20 protein-coding genes are annotated in these 19,720 nt (G+C 60.6%); 10 read left to right on the plus strand and 10 right to left on the minus strand.

Annotated features, from left to right (window positions below; translation table 11 throughout):
• Window positions 1-6: 6 nt before the first annotated feature.
• The 6 genes from D8V06_RS08115 to D8V06_RS08145 all read left to right on the plus strand — a co-directional run bounded on the left by D8V06_RS08115 (window position 7) and on the right by D8V06_RS08145 (window position 4,924).
• Window positions 7-252: a ferredoxin family protein gene (locus tag D8V06_RS08115; protein WP_130905700.1), complete on the plus strand. Its 246-nt coding sequence runs from the start codon at window positions 7-9 to the stop codon at window positions 250-252.
• Between the two features lie 250 nt (window positions 253-502).
• Window positions 503-1,909, plus strand: coding sequence for an ABC transporter substrate-binding protein (locus tag D8V06_RS08120; protein ID WP_177434395.1), 1,407 nt, complete (start codon window positions 503-505; stop codon window positions 1,907-1,909).
• Window positions 1,910-2,044: 135 nt separating this feature from the next.
• On the plus strand, window positions 2,045-2,830 hold the full coding sequence (locus D8V06_RS08130) for an ABC transporter permease (protein ID WP_056854451.1): 786 nt from the start codon (window positions 2,045-2,047) through the stop codon (window positions 2,828-2,830).
• A complete protein-coding gene (locus tag D8V06_RS08135; protein ID WP_130930766.1) occupies window positions 2,827-3,675 on the plus strand; it encodes an ABC transporter ATP-binding protein in 849 nt (282 codons plus the stop codon). Before D8V06_RS08130 ends, D8V06_RS08135 begins: the two co-directional genes overlap by 4 nt.
• The gene (locus tag D8V06_RS08140; protein WP_130930767.1) at window positions 3,672-4,634 is read left to right on the plus strand and encodes a HEAT repeat domain-containing protein; all 963 of its coding nucleotides are present in this window, start codon (window positions 3,672-3,674) and stop codon (window positions 4,632-4,634) included. Before D8V06_RS08135 ends, D8V06_RS08140 begins: the two co-directional genes overlap by 4 nt.
• Window positions 4,631-4,924 carry a DUF971 domain-containing protein gene (locus D8V06_RS08145; RefSeq protein WP_130930768.1) on the plus strand — a complete coding sequence of 98 codons (294 nt, stop codon included), beginning with the start codon at window positions 4,631-4,633 and terminating at the stop codon, window positions 4,922-4,924. Before D8V06_RS08140 ends, D8V06_RS08145 begins: the two co-directional genes overlap by 4 nt.
• 24 nt (window positions 4,925-4,948) lie before the next feature.
• Here D8V06_RS08145 and D8V06_RS08150 read toward each other — a convergent pair whose 3' ends face one another.
• The 3 genes from D8V06_RS08150 to D8V06_RS08160 form a co-directional block, all read right to left on the minus strand.
• A complete protein-coding gene (locus tag D8V06_RS08150; RefSeq protein WP_130930769.1) occupies window positions 4,949-5,917 on the minus strand; it encodes a 2-hydroxyacid dehydrogenase in 969 nt (322 codons plus the stop codon).
• A 155-nt stretch (window positions 5,918-6,072) separates the two neighbouring features.
• Window positions 6,073-6,681 (minus strand): TetR/AcrR family transcriptional regulator, encoded by a 609-nt coding sequence (locus tag D8V06_RS08155; protein WP_056854456.1) that lies wholly within the window; start codon window positions 6,679-6,681, stop codon window positions 6,073-6,075.
• Between the two features lie 29 nt (window positions 6,682-6,710).
• Window positions 6,711-7,094, minus strand: a complete 384-nt coding sequence (locus D8V06_RS08160; RefSeq protein ID WP_130905695.1) for a tautomerase family protein — start codon at window positions 7,092-7,094, stop codon at window positions 6,711-6,713.
• Window positions 7,095-7,472: 378 nt separating this feature from the next.
• Here D8V06_RS08160 and D8V06_RS08165 point away from each other — a divergent pair, with 378 nt between their 5' ends.
• Window positions 7,473-8,753: a serine/threonine transporter gene (locus D8V06_RS08165; protein WP_056854458.1), complete on the plus strand. Its 1,281-nt coding sequence runs from the start codon at window positions 7,473-7,475 to the stop codon at window positions 8,751-8,753.
• 240 nt (window positions 8,754-8,993) lie between these two features.
• Here the strand turns inward: D8V06_RS08165 and acnB are convergent, their stop codons facing one another.
• Entirely contained in the window at window positions 8,994-11,594 is a 2,601-nt protein-coding gene (acnB, locus tag D8V06_RS08175) for a bifunctional aconitate hydratase 2/2-methylisocitrate dehydratase (protein ID WP_056854459.1), read from the minus strand.
• A 457-nt stretch (window positions 11,595-12,051) separates the two neighbouring features.
• Here acnB and D8V06_RS08180 point away from each other — a divergent pair, with 457 nt between their 5' ends.
• Window positions 12,052-12,522: a DUF1289 domain-containing protein gene (locus D8V06_RS08180; protein WP_056854460.1), complete on the plus strand. Its 471-nt coding sequence runs from the start codon at window positions 12,052-12,054 to the stop codon at window positions 12,520-12,522.
• A gap of 86 nt (window positions 12,523-12,608) precedes the next feature.
• On the opposite strand, the gene D8V06_RS08185 is transcribed toward D8V06_RS08180, so the two are convergent.
• Window positions 12,609-13,472, minus strand: coding sequence for a universal stress protein (locus tag D8V06_RS08185; protein WP_056855581.1), 864 nt, complete (start codon window positions 13,470-13,472; stop codon window positions 12,609-12,611).
• 162 nt (window positions 13,473-13,634) lie between these two features.
• Between D8V06_RS08185 and miaE the strand changes: the two genes are divergently transcribed.
• Window positions 13,635-14,243: a tRNA isopentenyl-2-thiomethyl-A-37 hydroxylase MiaE gene (miaE, locus tag D8V06_RS08190; RefSeq protein WP_056855580.1), complete on the plus strand. Its 609-nt coding sequence runs from the start codon at window positions 13,635-13,637 to the stop codon at window positions 14,241-14,243.
• Between the two features lie 23 nt (window positions 14,244-14,266).
• Here miaE and D8V06_RS08195 read toward each other — a convergent pair whose 3' ends face one another.
• From D8V06_RS08195 to D8V06_RS08215, 5 genes are all read right to left on the minus strand, one after another.
• Entirely contained in the window at window positions 14,267-14,755 is a 489-nt protein-coding gene (locus tag D8V06_RS08195) for a GFA family protein (protein ID WP_130930771.1), read from the minus strand.
• A gap of 81 nt (window positions 14,756-14,836) precedes the next feature.
• Entirely contained in the window at window positions 14,837-15,454 is a 618-nt protein-coding gene (locus D8V06_RS08200; protein ID WP_130930772.1) for a DNA-3-methyladenine glycosylase, read from the minus strand.
• Between the two features lie 36 nt (window positions 15,455-15,490).
• Window positions 15,491-16,573, minus strand: coding sequence for a bifunctional transcriptional activator/DNA repair protein Ada (locus tag D8V06_RS08205; protein ID WP_130930773.1), 1,083 nt, complete (start codon window positions 16,571-16,573; stop codon window positions 15,491-15,493).
• A 73-nt stretch (window positions 16,574-16,646) separates the two neighbouring features.
• Window positions 16,647-17,267 carry a LysE family translocator gene (locus D8V06_RS08210; protein WP_056855577.1) on the minus strand — a complete coding sequence of 207 codons (621 nt, stop codon included), beginning with the start codon at window positions 17,265-17,267 and terminating at the stop codon, window positions 16,647-16,649.
• A gap of 87 nt (window positions 17,268-17,354) precedes the next feature.
• Window positions 17,355-18,251: a DMT family transporter gene (locus D8V06_RS08215; RefSeq protein WP_130930774.1), complete on the minus strand. Its 897-nt coding sequence runs from the start codon at window positions 18,249-18,251 to the stop codon at window positions 17,355-17,357.
• Between the two features lie 90 nt (window positions 18,252-18,341).
• Here D8V06_RS08215 and D8V06_RS08220 point away from each other — a divergent pair, with 90 nt between their 5' ends.
• A complete protein-coding gene (locus tag D8V06_RS08220) occupies window positions 18,342-19,673 on the plus strand; it encodes a PLP-dependent aminotransferase family protein (RefSeq protein ID WP_130930775.1) in 1,332 nt (443 codons plus the stop codon).
• Window positions 19,674-19,720: the final 47 nt, after the last annotated feature.

Consider the following 19,720-nt stretch of genomic DNA (forward strand, 5'->3'; position numbering starts at 1 on the left):
CGAAAAATGGCCTATCAACCCCAGGAAATTTTCTTCCGCTCCAACGCGCCGGTCACGGTCGATGAAGAGCTTTGCATCGCCCACAAAGGTTGCACCGTGTGCGTTGACGTTTGCCCGATGGACCTTCTGGCAATCAACCCGGCCACCCAAAAGGCCTACATGGCGTTCGATGAATGCTGGTACTGCATGCCCTGTGAAAAGGACTGCCCGACCGGGGCGGTGAAAGTTGAAATCCCTTACTTATTGCGCTGACTGAAAGAACGCCATCGCTGCGATGCGTCGACCCGACAAGCCCGCTCCACAGGGCTTTGCAGTAGGACACAGATTTCGCTGGCAATAGAGAACTTTGTGGGAGCTGGCTTGCCAGCGATGCGTCCGCCACAGACAACCCAAAGCCATCCGGCAACCACCGGACGCCTGATCCACAACACCCCTCGTTTCCCACCACGCCCAGATCGTGGCGGAGACGAACATCCAATAAATGATTCGAGGGGAAACACTCATGATGTTGCGTGCAGCGTTGGCCGGTCTGGTACTGGCGTCATTCACCTTGTCGGCCTCGGCCGAAACCATCCGCATTGCCATTGGCACTCAGGACACCACCATCAACTGCGCCGCCGGTGGTCTGTTGATCCGCGAACTCGGCCTGCTGGACAAATACTTGCCCCACGACGGCCCATACAAGAATGCCAAATACGAGGTGCAGTGGAAGAATTTCACCAGCGGCGCGCCACTGACCAATGAGATGGTCGCCGGCAAACTCGACTTCGGCGCGATGGCCGATTTCCCGGGCTCATTCAATGGCGTGGCATTTGAAGCAGCGGGCAAGCACAGCCTGTTCATCAGCGTGTTGTCGGGCAGCACCAAAGGCAGTGGCAACGGCATCGTGGTGCCGAGTGCATCAGGCGTGCAGTCGTTGGCGGAGCTCAAGGGCAAGACCATTTCGGTGCCGTTCGCCTCCACCGCCCATGGCATGTTGCTGCGCGCCGTGGCCGCCCAGGGCTGGGACCCGCTCAAGGACGTAAACATCATCGCCCAGCCGCCGGAAGTCGCCGGCTCTGCGTTGCAGGCGGGCAAGATCGACGCCCATGCCGACTTCGTACCGTTCGCCGAACTGTTCCCGAGCCGCGGTTTCGCGCGCAAGATCTACGACGGTTCCCAGGCTGGAGCGCCAACGTTCCATGGCGCACTGGTCGACCAGAACTATGCGAAAAAGTACCCGGAAATTGTCGTCGCCTATCTGCGGGCGAGCATCGAGGCCAATCAGTTGCTCGCCGCGGAGCCCGAGAAATACAGCGAGCTGATCGCCAAGGTCACTGGCGTCGATGCCGAGGTCAACTACCTGTTCCACGGCCCTCTGGGCGTGCAAACCCGCGACCTGAGCTGGAAACCGGAGTACCGCCAGGCGGTGGGCACGGCCATCGATACGCTCAAATTGTTGAAGAAAGCCGATCGCGGTCTGGATCTGAACACCTTCATTGACGATCAGTACATCCGCGCCGCGTTCAAGGCTTCGAACCTGGACTACACCGCGCAACTGGCGAACTACGCGCAGGCGCCGCTCACTGCAACGGATGCGTCCACCGGCAAAGCCATCACCGACTTCAGCCACGTGGCGGAAATCTGGGTGCGCGGTGAGCCGAAAGTGCGCCAGTACGCCTCGGCGCAAGCGGCGTTCAGCGCATTGGCCAGCCTCAAGCAGGAAGGCAAAAACATCCGCGCGGTGTATGCCCAGGCCAGTGACAGCGGGATCAAGTTGCTGGCGGATCAGGCGTGGTTTGCCAGCGATGCCAACGGGCGCCTCAGCGCGTTCCTGCTCAAAGGCCAGGCCCAGCAGTTCGCCAGCGCCCAAGGCGGCAAGGTTTTCGATTTCACCGATGCCACCGCGCAGGCTGTGGCTGTTCGCTAACCCAAAAACGCCGCAATCCCCTGTGGGAGCGGGCTTGCCCGCGATGGGGCCAGACCAGCCGATACCGATGTCGACTGACACTCTGCAATCGCTGGCAAGCCAGCTCCCACAGGTTTTCAAGTGAGAGGGAATATTGTGTACGGACCCTGTTTACGCTGGCTCCCCCGAGTCGCCTCGCTGTTGTTTTGCCTGCTTTTCTGGCAACTCGCCGCCAGCCACCACTGGAATCTCGGCCTGGTAACCTTCGCCAACGTGCCGACCCCCGGGGCGGTTGTTGAGGCGGCGCTGGGGCTGGGTGATTCCGGCAAGCTCGCTCGTCACTTGAGCAGCAGCCTCAGCCGGGTCTTCGCCGGTTACTGCGCAGCGTTGATCGTCGGCGTTGCTCTGGGGCTGTCCATCGGCCGCTCGAAATGGGCTGAGGATTTGCTCTTGCCACCGCTGGAAGTGCTGCGGCCAATCCCGGCGGTGGCGTGGATTCCGCTGGCAATCCTGATGTTTCCGTCGTCTGAACTGTCGATGGTGTTCATCACGTTCACCGGTGCCTTGTTCCCGATCCTGCTCAACACCGTGCACGGCGTGGAAGGTGTCGACCCACGGCTGATTGCCTCGGCGAAAAGCCTTGGGGCAGGGCGCCGGGCGATTTTGCTGGAGGTGATTTTGCCGGGCGCCGCGCCCAGCATCATCACCGGCCTGGCCATCGGCATGGGCACTTCATGGTTCTGCCTGGTGACCGCAGAAATGATCTCCGGCCAGTACGGCATCGGTTATTACACCTGGGAGTCCTACACCATTCAAAACTACCCCGACATCGTCGTCGGCATGTTGCTGATCGGCGTGCTCGGCATGGGCAGCAGCCTGCTGATAAAGCGCCTGGGCGGGTTGTTCACGCCTTGGCATCGACCACGAGGAAAAGCCTCATGAGCGTTTTTCAACATCCTGAAGGGCGGATCGATATACGTGACTTGTCGATCAGCCTCGGCGAGGGCAAGGCGGCCTTCGAAGCCGTGCAGGGTCTGGAGTGTCAGATCGAACCGGGTCAGTTCGTGTGCATTCTCGGGCCGTCCGGTTGCGGTAAATCGACGTTGCTCGGCGCGCTGGCAGGTCACCTGCAACCGCGGACCGGCACGCTCAACGTCGATGGTGCCAAAGTCTGCGGACCATCACCCCAGCGCGGCATGGTGTTCCAGCAGCACACCCTGTTTCCATGGCGAACAGTGCGAGACAACGTTGCTTTCGGCCTGAAAATGCGCGGCGTCGGCAAAGCCGAGCGGCAGCGGGCGGCCGATGAAATCCTCGCCTTGGTCGGCCTTGCAGGTTTCGCCGATCGTTGGCCGGATCAACTGTCTGGCGGTATGCAGCAGCGGGTGGAGATCGCCCGGGTGTTGGTCAATCGTCCGCGCCTGCTGCTGATGGACGAACCCTTCGGTGCCCTCGATGCCTTGACCCGATTGAACATGCAGGAACTGCTGCTCGACATCTGGACACGGATCCGCACCACGGTTGTGTTTGTCACCCACGACATCGACGAAGCGTTGTTCCTGGCTGATCGCTTGCTGGTCATGAGCACGCGTCCCGGTCGCATCATCGAAGACCTGCGCCTGGAATTTCCACGGCCACGGACCACCGAGCTGGTGACCAGCCCCGAATTTTCCCGCTTGAAGCGTCATTGCCTCGAACTCCTGCGTCACGAAGACGGTCGGCAGCTACCGCGCCTGAACCCCCTCGGATTGCCTCCTCAAAACAAACTGCCGCGATTTGCCCTATGACCTCATTATTTTCCGTAACCGATAACGACGACATTCTCGCCCTGCAACCGCGCCTGACGGATGAAGATCCTGGCGTGCGCAGAATTGCCTTGATCGAACTGGCCGATCTCGAAGAACCGGACGGTTTGCTGTGGCTGGTCAATCGTCTGGCACAAGACCCGACCGCAGAGGTTCGTGCCGAAGCCGCGCGATTGCTTGAAGCCTGGGAGGACGAGCCTGTGGTCGAAGCGTTGTGCCAGGCCCTGACCGATCCATCCTCGGCGGTACAGGCTGCCGCCGCGCAAAGCCTCAGCCTGCTCAAGAGCGAGGCGGCGGGCCGGGTGATACTGCCGTGGACCGCGCATGCGGACATCAGCGTGCGCATCGCCGCGTTCAGGGCTTTGCGCGAATTGCGCTTTCCCGATGCCGCTGCGGCGGCTTCAGTCGCCTTGAACGATGAAGACGCCGGCGTTCGTCGCGAAGCGGTCGGCGTGCTTGGCTGGCTCAAACAGCTCGATGCCTTGCCGGCCCTGGCGAAATTGGCCAGCGACGACCCGGACACCGAAGTCCGCCGCGCCGCCACGGGCGCTCTCGGCCTGGCCTGCGATGCGCAAGTGTTGCCAGCCTTGCGCATCGCCCTGCAGGATCAGGCCTGGCAAGTGCGCGAGGAAGCCGCAACAACGCTGGGTAAGGTCGGGCACGTCGATGCAGGAGCGGCACTGGTCGAGGCCTTGACTGACGATTACTGGCAAGTGCGGCTGCGTGCCACCCGCAGCCTCGGACGACTGCGCTATGCACCGGCGCTGGACGCGTTGATCGAAACCCTGGGCCATCGCATCAGCAATCTGCGCAAGGAGGCTGCACTGGCGCTGGGTGAGCTGAGTGAACGCGGTGCAATCGCCCCCTTGCTGGCTGCGCAAGACGACGGCGACCCGGAAGTGCGCAAAGCGGTGCGCATTGCCCTGAGTCAATTGCAATGAGCCCGCTGGCCGTTGCCAATTCCCGGAGCAAACAGCAACTGCATCTGAGCTGGCCCGACGGCCGCGAGCAGTGGCTGGATTACGCGTTGTTGCGCCGCCAATGCCCGTGTTCGCAATGTCGTGCGTTTCGCTGGCAGGGCACACCGCCGCTGGTCGACGCCCGTGTTCAGGTGCTCGGGTTGAACGCTCAGGGCTATGGCTTGCAACTGGTGTTCAGCGACGGCCACGAACGGGGGATCTATCCATGGCCTTACCTGGCGCAACTCCCGTCGTACGCTGCGGGGGGTTGAGGATTTGCCTTCGCCAGTGGAGCCTTAGTGAACGTGCTGGATGGCAGTCGGCAGGGGTAGCTCGATGGGCGTCAGCACCGGTTGCCCGGAGAAAAACGCCTGCAGGTTCTTGCCCACCAGCTCCACCGTACCCTGGGTCGCCTCGGGTGAAAGACCGGCAACGTGGGGCGTGAGGATCACGTTGTTGAGATTTTTCAACGCATCCGGAACCTGAGGTTCGTTATCGAAGACATCCAGCGCGGCACCGGCGATCCGCCGCTGTTCGAGTGCGGTAATCAGGTCCGCGGTGACAATCACGCTTGCCCGGGCGATGTTGACGAGGAAGCCATTAGGCCCGAGTGCATCGAGCACTTGCCTGTTGACCAGGTGCTGGGTGCCAAGCCCGCCGGGCGCGGCGACGATCAGAAAGTCCGAGGCCCGTGCCAGTTCGCTGGGCGTCGAGCAGAATGTGTAGGGCACGTCGCTGCGATGCTGGCGGTTGTGGTAGCACACGCTCATGTCGAAGCCGGCATTGGCGCGTTTGGCGATGGCCATGCCGACGGCGCCCAGGCCGAGAATGCCCAGGCGTTTGCCAGCCAGGGAAGGGCGCATGATCTTTGGCCATTCTCCCCGGCGCACGGCAGCGTCGCAGCGCGGAACATCGCGCACCAGCGACAACAGCAAGGCCATCGCGTGATCAGCCACTGATGAGGCATTGACGCCGGCACCGTTGGTCACGGTGATGCAACGGTTGGCCGCTGCCTGCAGGTCGACATGTTCGTAGCCGGCACCGATCACACAGATGATCTTGAGCGAGGGCAGGGCGGCTATTTCGTCGGCATACAGACCGAGTGGGCCGCGGGTCAGCACTGCGTCGATCTGGCCGCCGTGTCGGGCAATGGCGGCGGCGCGTTCGGCCGGGGTCGGGGCGAGGATCAGGTGAAAGCCCTGATGTTCGAGGATGGGCAGGTAATCATTAATGGTTTCAACCAGTACCAGAATGGTTGCAGGCATGCTTGGCTCCTGTGTGCATCGCAGAATCGGGCTCGAACGTCACTTGAGATTGCTGGCTGCGGAGCGATTTGGCAATGACCAAAACTGCCCGTCCGCGCAGCCGCGTTGATGAGTGTAGGAGCTTGGGAAGCCTGCGAGGGTATTGTCGTGGGATTTCACGCGGCAGGAGGCGTATCGGGCTTCGCTGCGGTCAGAAAACTGCACGTCGCTTCGAGGATTTCATCAGAAAGGGCTTCGCCACGGGTAGCGCGGGCGAGTGTCAGGGCGCCGACCATCATCGAATACTGCACCAGCGCTTGCTTGCGGTTTTCGCCGGGATCAGCCGATTCCATCAGCTGGCTGAAGGCGTCGAGCAGCCTGTTAAGGCCGTCCATGAACGGCTCGCGCAAGCCGCTTTCAGCGCTCTCATGGCAGATGTCCGCGGCGAAGGCCACCACGGGGCAGCTGTCGCCCGGGTTATCGCGGCTTTGGACGGACAGGTAGGGTTCAATCAAAGCCCGGCGCGCCGAGGCTTTGTCTTCGCCGGAGGCGGCCCGTTCCCGCCAGCGCGCTCCTACTTGTTTGAATGCCCGCTCGCTGGCCTCCCTGGCCAGTGCTTCCTTGGATTCGAAGTGCCCGTAGAACCCACCATGGGTCAGGCCGGCGGCCGCCATTACATCGACCACGCTGATGCCATGCAGGCCGCGCTCGCGAAACAGCCGTGTGGCGGCCTCGACAATGATTTCGCGGTTGAGGTCGGCTTGCTTGCGGGAAACTCGGGGCATCAGGCACTCACCATTAGCAGGTTTGAAAATCAGAGGGCGTATTGGGCAAGGCCATTGCCGAACGACCAGTTCTCTTTCTTCACTTCCACCAGATTAATGAAAACATCTTCCGGGCGCACCGCCAGTTGTGCATTGAGGCCATCGACGATGGTTTTATAGAGCAGTTTCTTCTTCTCCAGCGTTCGCCCTTCACTCAGGGTGATCTGGATGATCACCAGGTTATCGGTGCGCTGGATGCCCAGGTACTGCGGGTCGAAAATGAAATGTTGCTCATCGTGTTCGTTGAGGATCTGGAAGTTATCGTTTTCCGGCACGTCGATGGCGCTGCGCAAAGCGGCGTAGATCAACTGCCCGATACGTTTGGCGTAAGTGGGATCCTGCTGTTTTTTGATGTCGACGCGAACCAGTGGCATGGGCAGACTCCTGAAAGGATACAGGTGTATTCAAAATACATGACGATAGACCTTTATCAAGGTCGGTTCGTCGTCTGGGGGTGAAATGCAGTGGTGATACTGCGAATCAACTTGTAGGAGCCAAGCTTGCTCGCGATGGCGCAATCACATTCAACATTGATGTCAGTAGTTACATTGCCATCGCGAGCAAGCTCAGCTCCTACAGGGGTGCGTCGACCACTCTCTTCGACTTGGTACCACCGTTCCTCACCTAAGTCTTTGCTTCTGTTCACTAATCCCGGACAATCGCGCCCCTGTTTCGGTCAGAGCGCTGCCTGTCGGGTATTCCGACGCGTTCTGGCCGGGTGGCAAGTGACCGGAATGTGGAGATCCCACCGGATGAATGATCAGGCCAATAGCGTCAACAAACGCTATGTAGAAACGACCCCCGCGACGCTGTCGAGCTGGAATCGCCAAGACACCACGTGGATGCTGGGCCTGTTTGGCACAGCGATTGGTGCAGGCACCCTGTTTTTGCCGATCAACGCAGGTCTGGGCGGCTTCTGGCCGTTGCTGATCCTGGCGCTGCTGGCGTTCCCGATGACGTTCTATGCACACCGTGGCCTGACCCGCTTCGTGCTGTCCGGTCGCGAAGGTGCCGACATCACCGAAGTGGTGGAGGAGCATTTCGGTATCAAGGCCGGCGCGTTGATCACGCTGTTGTACTTCTTCGCCATCTTCCCGATCCTGCTGATTTACAGCGTGGCGCTGACCAACACCGTGGGCAGTTTCCTTGAGCATCAATTGCACATCACGCCGCCACCGCGCGCGGTATTGTCGCTGGTGCTGATCCTCGGCCTGCTGGCGGTGGTGCGCTGCGGCGAGCAGATGATCGTCAAGGCCATGAGCCTGATGGTCTATCCGTTCATCGTTGCGCTGCTGTTTCTGGCGGTGTACCTGGTTCCGCACTGGAACGGCGGTATTCTCGCCACCGCCAGCCAAGTGCCTGCGCCATCCGCGCTGTTGCACACCTTGTGGCTGGCGATTCCGGTGATGGTGTTCTCGTTCAACCACTCGCCGATCATCTCGGCGTTCGCCGTTGACCAGAAGCGCCGTTATGGCGAACACGCCGAGGAGCGCAGTTCGCAGATCCTGTCCCGCGCCCATCTGTTGATGGTGGTGATGGTGCTGTTCTTCGTCTTCAGTTGCGTGCTGACGCTGTCGCCAGCGCAACTGGCTGAAGCCAAGGCGCAGAACCTGTCGATCCTGTCGTACCTGGCCAACCACTTCAGCAACCCGACCATCGCCTTCGCGGCGCCGTTGATTGCTTTCGTGGCCATTTCCAAGTCGTTCCTGGGCCATTACATCGGCGCCAGCGAAGGCCTCAAGGGCCTGATCGTCAAGAGTGGCAAGCGGCCGTCTGCCAAGTCCCTAGACCGCATGACCGCGGCGTTCATGCTGGTGGTGTGCTGGATCGTAGCGACGCTCAACCCGAGTATTCTCGGCATGATCGAAACCTTGGGCGGCCCGGTCATCGCGGCGATCCTGTTCCTGATGCCGATGTACGCGATCCGCAAAGTGCCGGCCATGGCGCGTTATCGCGGGCAGGCGTCCAACGTCTTCGTGACGGCGGTGGGCCTGGTGGCGATTACGGCGTTGATCTACTCCCTGACCGCCTGACACATCCTGCGTAGGAGCGAGGCTTGCCCGCGAAGAACAGTTTTTGATCCTTCCCACGCTCTGCGTGGGAAAGCCTCAAGGGACGCTCCGCGTTCCAGCTCTCGAAAGGGACGCGGAGCGTCCTGGGTTGCATTCCCACGCGGAGCGTGGGAACGATCACAGTGAAACCCCACATTTCTTCAGGCATAAAAAAACGCCGCTCATCTCACGATGGGCGGCGTTTTTCATTGCGTTACACCGTTAGGCTTGAACGACCGGGATGTTGGCGTTCGCAGCCGCTTCACGGAACTCGGCGATCTGGTCGAAGGACAGGTAGCGGTAGACATCGGCCGCCATGCTGTCGATCTTGCCAGCGTATTCCATGTACTCCTCGACGGTCGGCAGGCGACCCAGGATGGAAGCCACGGACGCCAGTTCGGCCGAAGCCAGGTAGACGTTCGCGCCGTCACCCAGACGGTTCGGGAAGTTACGGGTCGAAGTCGATACGACAGTCGAGTTCGGCTCTACACGTGCCTGGTTACCCATGCACAGCGAGCAGCCTGGCATTTCCATACGAGCGCCGGCTTTGCCGTAGATGCCGTAGTAGCCTTCTTCGGTCAGCTGGTGAGCGTCCATCTTGGTCGGCGGCGACAGCCACAGACGAGTTGGCAGCTGACCCTTGACCTGATCCAGCAGCTTGCCGGCGGCGCGGAAGTGACCGATGTTGGTCATGCACGAACCGATGAACACTTCGTCGATCTTCTCGCCAGCAACGCTGGAGAGCAGACGGGCGTCGTCCGGGTCGTTCGGCGCGCAGAGTACAGGCTCCTTGATGTCGGCCAGGTCGATTTCGATGATTTCGGCGTATTCGGCGTCAGCATCGGCTTCCATCAGCTCAGGGTTGGCGATCCAGGCTTCCATCGCTTGCGCGCGGCGTTCCAGGGTACGCACGTCACCGTAGCCTTCGCCGATCATCCAGCGCAGCAGGGTGATGTTGGACTGCAGGTACTCGGTGATCGAATCTTTGGACAGCTTGATGGTGCAACCGGCAGCCGAACGTTCGGCCGAGGCGTCGGACAGTTCGAAAGCCTGTTCGATGCTCAGGTTGTCCAGGCCTTCGATTTCCAGGATGCGGCCGGAGAAGGCGTTTTTCTTGCCCTTCTTCTCGACGGTCAACAGACCTTTCTGGATCGCGAAGTAAGGAATGGCGTGAACCAGGTCACGCAGGGTGACGCCCGGTTGCATCTTGCCTTTGAAGCGCACCAGGATCGATTCCGGCATGTCCAGCGGCATGACGCCAGTGGCAGCGGCGAACGCAACCAGACCGGAACCGGCCGGGAACGAAATGCCCATCGGGAAACGGGTGTGGGAGTCACCACCGGTACCTACGGTGTCCGGCAGCAGCATGCGGTTCAGCCACGAGTGGATGATGCCGTCGCCCGGACGCAGGGAAACACCGCCGCGGGTCATGATGAAGTCAGGCAGGGTGTGGTGGGTGGTCACGTCGATCGGCTTTGGATAAGCCGCGGTGTGGCAGAACGACTGCATCACCAGATCAGCGGAGAAGCCCAGGCACGCCAGGTCTTTCAGTTCGTCACGGGTCATTGGACCGGTGGTGTCCTGGGAACCGACGGTGGTCATCTTCGGTTCGCAGTAGGTGCCAGGACGCACACCGGCTACGCCGCACGCCTTGCCGACCATTTTCTGCGCCAGGGTGAAACCCTTGGTGCTTTCGGCCGGGGCTTCAGGCTTCTTGAACAGGTCGAACGCTGGCAGACCCAGCTCGGCGCGAGCCTTCTCGGTCAGGCCACGGCCGATGATCAGCGGAATACGGCCGCCGGCGCGAACTTCGTCCAACAGCACCGGAGTCTTCATTTCGAAGGTGGTCAGGACTTCGTCGGTGCCGTGCTTGCAGACTTTGCCAGCATGCGGGTAGAGGTCGATCACGTCGCCCATGTGCATGTTGGAAACGTCGAATTCGATTGGCAGTGCGCCGGCATCTTCCATGGTGTTGTAGAAGATCGGAGCGATCTTGCTGCCGAAGCAGAAACCGCCAGCGCGCTTGTTCGGCACGTACGGAACGTCGTCGCCGAAGAACCACAGCACCGAGTTGGTGGCCGATTTACGCGAAGAACCGGTACCGACCACGTCACCGACGTAGGCGATAGGGAAGCCGGCATTGCGCATTTCTTCGATCTGCTTCATTGGGCCGGTGACGCCTTGTGCGTCAGGCACGATGCCGTCGCGAGCCATTTTCAGCATGGCCAGGGCGTGCAGCGGGATGTCCGGGCGGGACCAGGCATCGGGAGCAGGGGAGAGGTCGTCGGTGTTGGTTTCGCCAGTGACCTTGAACACGCGCAGGCTGATCTTGTCGGCCAGGGTCGGGCGGTTCTTGAACCACTCGCCATCAGCCCAGGACTGCAGTACGCCTTTGGCGTGAACGTTGCCGTTCTTGGCTTTTTCCGCGACGTCGTGGAAAGCATCGAACATCAGCAGGGTGTGCTTGAGTTCTTCGGCCGCTACTGGCGCCAGTTCGGCGTCGTCCAGCAGGTTGACCAGGGTCACGATGTTGTAGCCGCCCTGCATGGTGCCGAGCAGTTCTACAGCGCGCTTCTTGTCGATCAGGGGGGATTTGGCTTCGCCCTTGGCGATGGCAGACAGGAAACCGGCCTTGACATAGGCGGCTTCGTCCACGCCAGGCGGAACGCGATTGGTGATCAGGTCAACGAGGAATGCTTCTTCGCCAGCCGGGGGATTTTTCAGCAGCTCGACCAGGCCTGCAGTTTGTTCGGCGTTAAGCGGCTGGGGAACGATACCCAGTGCTGCGCGCTCTTCGATATGTTTGCGGTAGGCTTCAAGCACAGTTATTACCCTCATCAGTGGTCCCAAATGGGTGTCCGGGACGCTCATCCCGAAATTGCCGTACTCATGCGCTGCATGGCGTTGTGAGCCACTTAGCCAGAATTACCGACAATTCCTTACAGAAGCTGCTTTCAAAGTTTTACGCCTGCAGAACGGGAGCTGATGAGGGTTGGCGTTGGGCTTTTCCCCGCTGGAAAAACCCCTCGCCAACACCGCTCTGAAGGAACGACTGTGCTCGTGACGCTTTGAAAACAGCTTCTAACGGACATTGGCGCCTAAAAAGGCAGGCTGATTCTACGGCAAAAAAAAATTAAAGGTAAGTCAGGGTTTATTGGACTTTGGTGGTGACGCCCGGCAAAGGTCCGTTGACCCTGACCCTTTAACTTTGAGGGGTGATGAATATCGGACAAAGGGCTAACATGCCGGCCTGTTTTGCTTTTTCGCGTTTTACCTACCTATGCCCAATCAGACTATCAAGACGCCGTGCGTCGGCCTTTGCTCCACTGTCTACGGTGACCTGGTGTGCCGTGGCTGCAAGCGGTTCCACCATGAAGTGATTCACTGGAACGGTTACAACGAGGAAGAAAAGCGCGCGGTGTGGTTGCGTCTGGAGCAGCTTTTGTCCCAGGTAATGGCTGCCAAGGTTGAGATTTTCGACCCGGCGCTGCTACGAACCCAGCTGGAACAACGCAAGATCCGCTTTGTGCCCCATCAGTCGGAATATTGCTGGGCTTACCAGTTGATCGCGCGGGGCGCACGGGTCATCAACAACCTGGAAGCCTATGGCATGGTGTTGCTGCCGGAGTTCCGCGACTGGAACCTGCCCGAATTGCGCGATGCAATCGACCGGGAGTTTTTCCTGCTGTCCGAGGCGCATTATCAGCGCTATATCGCCCCGGGTTTCCTCAAGGACGCGTTTGGCGGTTGAGAAAGCTTCGCGGGCAAGCCTCGCTCCTACAGGTTTTGTAGGCGGGAGGCTTGCCCGCGAAGACGATCTAACCGACGCGACACATCTCAATGCTTTGCTGCGATCTCTTCGAGATGATCCTCGACCTCTTGAGGCTTGAGCACCAGCACATCGCTTTCCACCGCATCCAGCACCACTTCCGCGGTATTGCCGATCAGCGTCCCCGATAACCCGGTACGCGCCACCGTGCCAATCACCGTCACGGCCGCCTGCAGCTTGTGCACCATGAACGGAATCAACACATCCGCCGGCCCTTCGGCGATGTGCAGGTGATCGTTGTCGATGTCGAACTCCGCCTGGAACGCCCTGCATTGCTCGCGATAGCGCGCCTCGATGGTTTCGCTGAGCTGCAACGTCGGATCGGACGCCGACAGCATCGGCGAGGGATGGGCGCTGATGACGTGCAGATGCGCTTTGGCCAGGCTGGCGATGTCATAGCCGTAATCGATGATGGTGTTGTGCAGGTGACGGTGTTCGGGGTCGGTGTTGCCGACGTCGACGGCCGCCAGAATCACCTTGTCCTTCCACGAACCTGAAGTCTTCACCAGCAGCACCGGAGTAGGGCAGTGGCGCAGCAATTTCCAGTCTGCGGGGGTCAGCAGCGCCTTTTTCAGTGCGCTGTCAGGGAAATGCTGCTTGATCACCAGGCCACAACCTTCGGCCTGCTGCACATCGACGATGGTTTCGTGCAGGCTCTGATTCCAGGCCTGTTCGGTGGTGACGCTGTAGCCGTCCTCCAACAATGCGGCCTTGAGCACCCCCAGCATGCCGCTGTGATCATGCTTGGGGTCGCACACCAACAAGTGCAAATGCGCCTGCGTTACCCCGGCAATCAACTTGGCTCGTTTGAGCGCCAGGCTTTCCGAGTGTTCGGGCTCGATGACCACCAGAATGCTGCGAATGGCTTGCATGATCGGGATCTCCTGAAAATGAATAAGCATGGCGTTGCTCAACTATAGTTGCTGCCCGGCATTCAGCGACTTGATGCATATCAACGGTCGGTGTCTGGTGGTCTGCCGACAGGCCGGTATAATCGGCGCCCTTCGTTTTGAACCTTTTATCCCGTGGGCCACATGATCCTTCCCGAAATTCACGAGTTCCTTGGCTGTCGCACCCCTGACGGCTGGGTCCAGGCCGCACTGGCCGATCAGGAAACCTTGCTGATCGACCACAAGAATTGCGAGTTCAAGGCTGCCAGCACCGCGCTGAGCCTGATTGCCAAATATCACTCCCACGTCGATCTGATCAATATGATGTCGCGTCTGGCCCGTGAAGAGCTGGTGCATCACGAGCAAGTCATGCGTTTGATGAAAAAGCGCAAGATCGAACTGCGTCAGCTGTCCGCCGGGCGCTACGCGTCGGGCCTGCGCAAAGTAGTGCGCAGTCACGAACCGGTGAAACTGGTCGATACGCTGGTGGTCGGCGCGTTCATCGAAGCCCGCAGTTGCGAGCGTTTCGAGGCATTGGTACCGCATCTGGACGAAGAACTGGGCAAGTTCTATTTCGGCTTGCTCAAAAGCGAAGCCCGGCACTTCCAGGGATATCTGAAACTGGCTTACCAGTACGGGGATGCCAAGGACATTGCCCAGGTGATCGACAGGGTTCGCGCCGCCGAGCAGGCGCTAATCGAGTCGGCGGATGTGGAATTCCGGTTCCACAGCGGCGTGCCGGTAGCCGCATAATCAAAAGATCGCACCGCTGACACTCAGCCACTCAACCCCAACCGTTCATGCCATTGGGCAATCGACTCTTCGGGATAAACATCAAACTGTTTGTCACCCGGTTCGACCTCTGCCACGACCCAGGACGCTTTTGAACTGAGCATTAAATGCGTATGCACCGGCGGCACCGGCAGCGGTGTGTCGATGGCTGACGCAAACGGGTGAATCAGTTCCGGCCACTCAGGGCTGAACAGCCACAATCCCGAGCCGCAAGCCGAACAAAAATGGCGCTCGGCAGTGCTGCGGTGCGCCCGTTTTTCGCCGTCGCCCTTGAGCAGCGCATGGTAAATCGCGATGTTCTTGCGCCCGCGCACTTTCAGGCTGTTGGCGTCACCGGCGATATTGATCGAATAGCCGCCACCGCCCTGGGTCTTACGGCAGATCGAACAGTAGCAACGTTGATAAGGGTAAGGGTGGGCGCTGGTCAGGCTGAACGACACCGCACCGCAATGGCAGGAACCTTCGAGTTGCATGGCGACCTCCGGCAGGCCATGGGTTTATCCCTTGAGCCTAGACCGGTGCCAGAATCGTAGCGCCTGTCGCGAGCAGTTTCTCTATTTGCCCGCCACCCGCCACAAATACCACGCCGCCACCGTGCGATAAGGGCTCCACGCCAGTCCGATCTCGATCATCTGTTTGCGCGTCGGCTGTACGTCCAGACCTTTGAGTCGGCGATAACCCTCGCGGACCCCGAAATCGTCAGCCGGCAGAATATCCGGTCGATCCAGGCTGTAAATCAGCAGCATTTCAACGGTCCAGCGACCCACACCACGCAGGGTGATCAGGCGTTCGATCAACGCTTCATCATCCATGGCCAGCGCCGTGGTGTAATCCGGCACCACGCCATCCAGTGCCGCTTGGGCGATGCCCTGGATGGTCGCGATCTTGCTGGCGGAAAAGCCGCAACTGCGCATTTGCTCAAAATCTGTGAGGAGCAACTGCTCAGGGCGAGGAAATGCCTGCCCGGGAAACAACGCCAACAATCGCCCGACAATCGCATCACCGGCCCTGGCGTGCAGTTGCTGGTAGGCAATCGCCCGCACCAGCGATTCGTAGGGATCACGGGCGGCGTGGGGTTGATGCCGGCACGGGCCGACGGCGGCGACATGGCGCTGCCAGTCGTCGTCGATGGACGCAAGGAATTGCGTGGCGGGCAAATACGGGTCGGGCATCAATCATCCTTGCGTACTGACGAACACGGCTTGCGATCAGAATGCCAATTGGCGGGTGATCTGGTCGGCGGCGCTTTCGAGTCTGAGCAAAAACGCCTTGCGCGGTTGTCCGCCACCATAGCCGGTCAATGAGCCGTCCGCCCCGATTACCCGATGACAAGGCACCACAATCGAAAGACGGTTTTGTCCATTGGCCAGGCCGACCGCACGACTGGCGCCGGGCTTGCCCAGCCTGGCCGCGATGGCGCCGTAAGTGGTGGTCTTGCCGTAGGGAATGAGTGCCAGCTCAGCCCAGACCTGCCGACTGAACTCGCTCCCGGGCAGGTGCAGCGCAACGTTGAATTGCGTCAGTTGGCCGGCGAAGTACTGCGCCAGTTCCTGTTCGATCTGCTGCAAATGCCCATTGTGCCCAGGCGCCACGGCGTAGCCATAACGGCGCTGCAATTGTTCGACTTCCCGGGTCAGCGCCGGACGGTCGAGAAACTCCAGCAATACCAGGCCACGACGTTCGGCCATGGCGATCATTGGCCCCAGTGGGGTCGTCAGACGCGTGAACAACAAGGGCTCGCTGTTGGCGGCGCGTCCCGGGGTGATGTGAAACGACTTTTGAAAGGCATCGCGAAAGCCGCTCAGTGATTCGTAGCCGGAGTCGAACGCGGCGCTGTCGATGGAATCGCCCTGTTTGATTCCACCCAATGCCATGCCCAGGCGCCGGGTGCGCAACCAGGAGTGGAAGGTCATGCCGAAGTGCTGTTTGAACCAGCGACGCAGCTTCAGCGGCTCGATCCCTTCGGCCAGCAGTTGGGCGTCGGTCCAGCGCTGCTCGGGGTCGGCGTCCACCGACTTGAGCAGGTTCTGCACCCAGTCCGGCGCTATGGCGGCAGCGTCCAGCGGCTTGCACCGCAGGCAGGCGCGGTAGCCCGCCGACAAGCATTCATCGGCGTGGGCGAAAAACTCGACGTTTTCCGGTTTAGGCTTGCGCGCCGTGCAACTGGGGCGACAGAAAATCCCGGTTGTCTTGACCGCAGTAAAGAACACCCCCTCGTAGGCGGTGTCGCGTTCGAGCATGGCGCGGACCATCTCGGCATGGGGCGGAAGTAGCGTGCTTTGTACGTTCATGAGCCCAGCATAGTGCGCGACATCGACAGCCTCCACCGCAAAATCGACAGAGAATTGCGCGCACACCCGTTCCTCAGGTGCGGCGTGCCAGCAGTAAAACTGAGGCCGCCGCCGACAACAGACCGGCGCAGCAGCGATTGAACATCCTTTTGCCCGACGGTTTGGCAAACCAGCGGCGCATGTGTAGACCCATGTAGGCATAGGCCGCGATAGCAACCCATTCGAGCATCAGGAACAACGCGCCCAGCACGGCAAATTGCGGCGTGATGGCGCGGGTCGAATCGACAAACTGCGGCAGGAATGCCGTGAAGATCAGGATCGCTTTGGGGTTGCCCGCCGCCACCAGGAATTCCTGCCGTGCCAGTGCCAGCATGCCGACCGGCGCACCGGTTACCAGGCTTTCTGCCCCAGGATCTGCTCGCCACAGCTGCCAGGCGAGATAGAAAAGATACGCTGCGCCGAGAATCTTGATCCCGTAGAACAACAGCTCGGAGGTTTGCAACACCACCGCCAGGCCCGCCGAGGCGAGGGCAATCATTGCGGCGAATGCCAGCAAGCGCCCGATCCCGGCCAGGCAAGCGGTGCGGTAGCCATAACGGGTCGAATTGCTGACCGACAGCAAGTTGTTCGGGCCGGGCGCCATGTTCAGGGCGAAGCAGGCCGGGAGAAAGAGGCTAAGGGTGGCGAGGTCCATGGGGCAGGTTCCAGTTGCGAGAGCGGTATTTTTATCACAGCTGCCGCAACCTCGGACCCGTACAGTCACCGGCAAATTGGCCGAACATCATCGGGCGAATTTCTTGGCCCCGGCGACACACAGGATCACCGCGACCGTTACCCCAAGCATGCCGATGCTGACGTGTTCATGCAGCAGGGTTGCCGCCAGCGCCAGGCCAAAGAACGGCTGCAGCAATTGCAGTTGACCGACAGCGGCAATCCCGCCCTGGGCGAGGCCGCGATACCAGAAAACGAAGCCAATCAGCATGCTGAACAGCGACACGTAAGCCAGGCTGAACCAGGCCGGTGTGCTGATGCCGCTGAACGACGCCGGCATCCGCCACCAGGCCAGTGCCGCCATGACCGGCAGTGCGAGCACCAGCGCCCAGGAAATCACCTGCCAACCACCCAGCGTGCGGGACAGCTTGGCGCCTTCGGCATACCCAAGGCCACAGGCGAGGATCGCCAACAACATCAGGATGTCGCCTTGAGGTGAAGCGCTCAGGCCTTGTGACGCGGCAAAACCAACCACCAGCAGACTGCCGAGCACCGAGAACAACCAGAACACTGGCCGTGGCCGTTCGCCACCGCGCAACACGCCGAACACCGCGGTGGCGAGAGGCAGCAGGCCGACAAACACAATGGAATGTGCCGATGTCACGTATTGCAGTGCCAGCGCGGTCAACAGCGGAAAACCCACCACGACGCCCAGAGCCACGATGATCAGCGGCACCAGTTGATGGCGCGCGGGGCGTTGTTCCTTGAACAACAGCAGCAGGCACAGCGCCAGAAGTGCGGCGAGGGTGGCGCGGGCCACGGTGAGGAACACCGGATCGAATTCCAGCACCGCCACCCGCGTTGCCGGCAGTGAGCCGCTGAAAATCACCACGCCGATCAGGCCATTGATCCAGCCGCTGGCATTGCTGTCCAGCGTGCGGTTATGCAGGTTCGAAGTCCTTTCCATGTTCGCTCTCACTCATTGTTTGATTGCACGAAAGTCATGGTAGGGTTGGCAATCGATACAATCAAAAAATTGTCATGGATACATCGCCTCATGCCGAAATCCCGCTATAAAAGCCTGGTTGACAGCTTTGCCGCCGACATTCGCGCGGGGCGTTTGCCGCCGGGTACACGGCTGCCGACCCACCGCCAACTCGCCACCGAGCATGGCCTGGCGCTGGTCACCGCCAGCCGGGTGTATGCCGAGCTTGAAGGCATGGGGCTGGTCAGTGGTGAAACCGGGCGCGGGACCTTTGTCCGGGAGACATCGCTGCCGCCGGGCCAGGGCATTTCGCAATCCGTGGTAGCGGCGGGGATGATCGACCTGAACTTCAACTATCCATCGCTGCCGGGCCAGGCCGACCTGTTGCGCCAGGCATTGCGTCAACTGGCATTGTCCGGGGACCTGGAGTCGTTGTTGCGTTATCAGCCCCACGCCGGGCGCTTGCACGAGCGGGCCTCGGTTGCACGCCACCTGGGTGAGCGCGGAGTGAACGTACCGGCCGAACAGGTACTGATCGTCAGTGGTGCCCAGCATGGATTGGCCGTGGTGATGATGACGTTGCTCAAACCCGGCGACGTGATTGCCGCTGATGCGTTGACCTATCCCGGGTTCAAGACCTTGGCCGAAACGCTGCACCTGGAGGTTTTGCCCATTCCTGTCACGGACAAGGGACCGGATCTGTCAGCCCTGGACAAACTGTGCCGCACTCGTCCGGTGCGGGCGGTGTACTCGATGCCAACCTTGCACAACCCGCTGGGTTGGGTGATGGACGCAGAGCAGCGTGAGCGACTTGTAGCGATTGTGCGTCATCATGACCTGATAATCATCGAGGACGCGGCCTACGCATTTCTCGCCGAGAACCCGCCACCACCGTTGGCTGAAATGGCGCCGGAAAGAACCGCGTACGTTTGCGGTTTATCGAAGAACATTGCCACCGGTTTACGCGTCGGTTTTATCGCAGCCCCCATCCATTGGATCGCGGGATTTGAACGCACCGTGATGGCGACGACCTGGAACACGCCGGGGGTGGTGACGGCTATCGCCACGGCCTGGCTGGATGACGGCACGGTGTACCAACTGGAAGCACAAAAACGTGCGGATGCGCAGGCCCGGCAGGCCATTGCCCGCGAGGTGCTGGCGGGCCTGAGCATGGTCAGCCATCCGTCTTCGTATTTCGTCTGGCTGCCGTTGTCCGAAGACGCCCGGGCCGACCGGATCGCCATGGCGCTGATGCGCGAACAAGTGTCGGTGTCGCCTGCCGAGCCCTTCGCAATCACCCCACATGTACCTCACGCCATTCGCCTGGCGCTCGGTTCGGTGGACATGGATTCCCTGCGTCAGGCATTGATCAAAGTGAAGAGGGTGGTGGGCTACTTCGCCTGACGGTTGATCTGAGGGTAGTTTTGTTCAATACGCGCACCACCGGGCGC

Source organism: Pseudomonas sp. Sample_24, from assembly GCF_004307605.1.
Lineage (GTDB): Bacteria > Pseudomonadota > Gammaproteobacteria > Pseudomonadales > Pseudomonadaceae > Aquipseudomonas.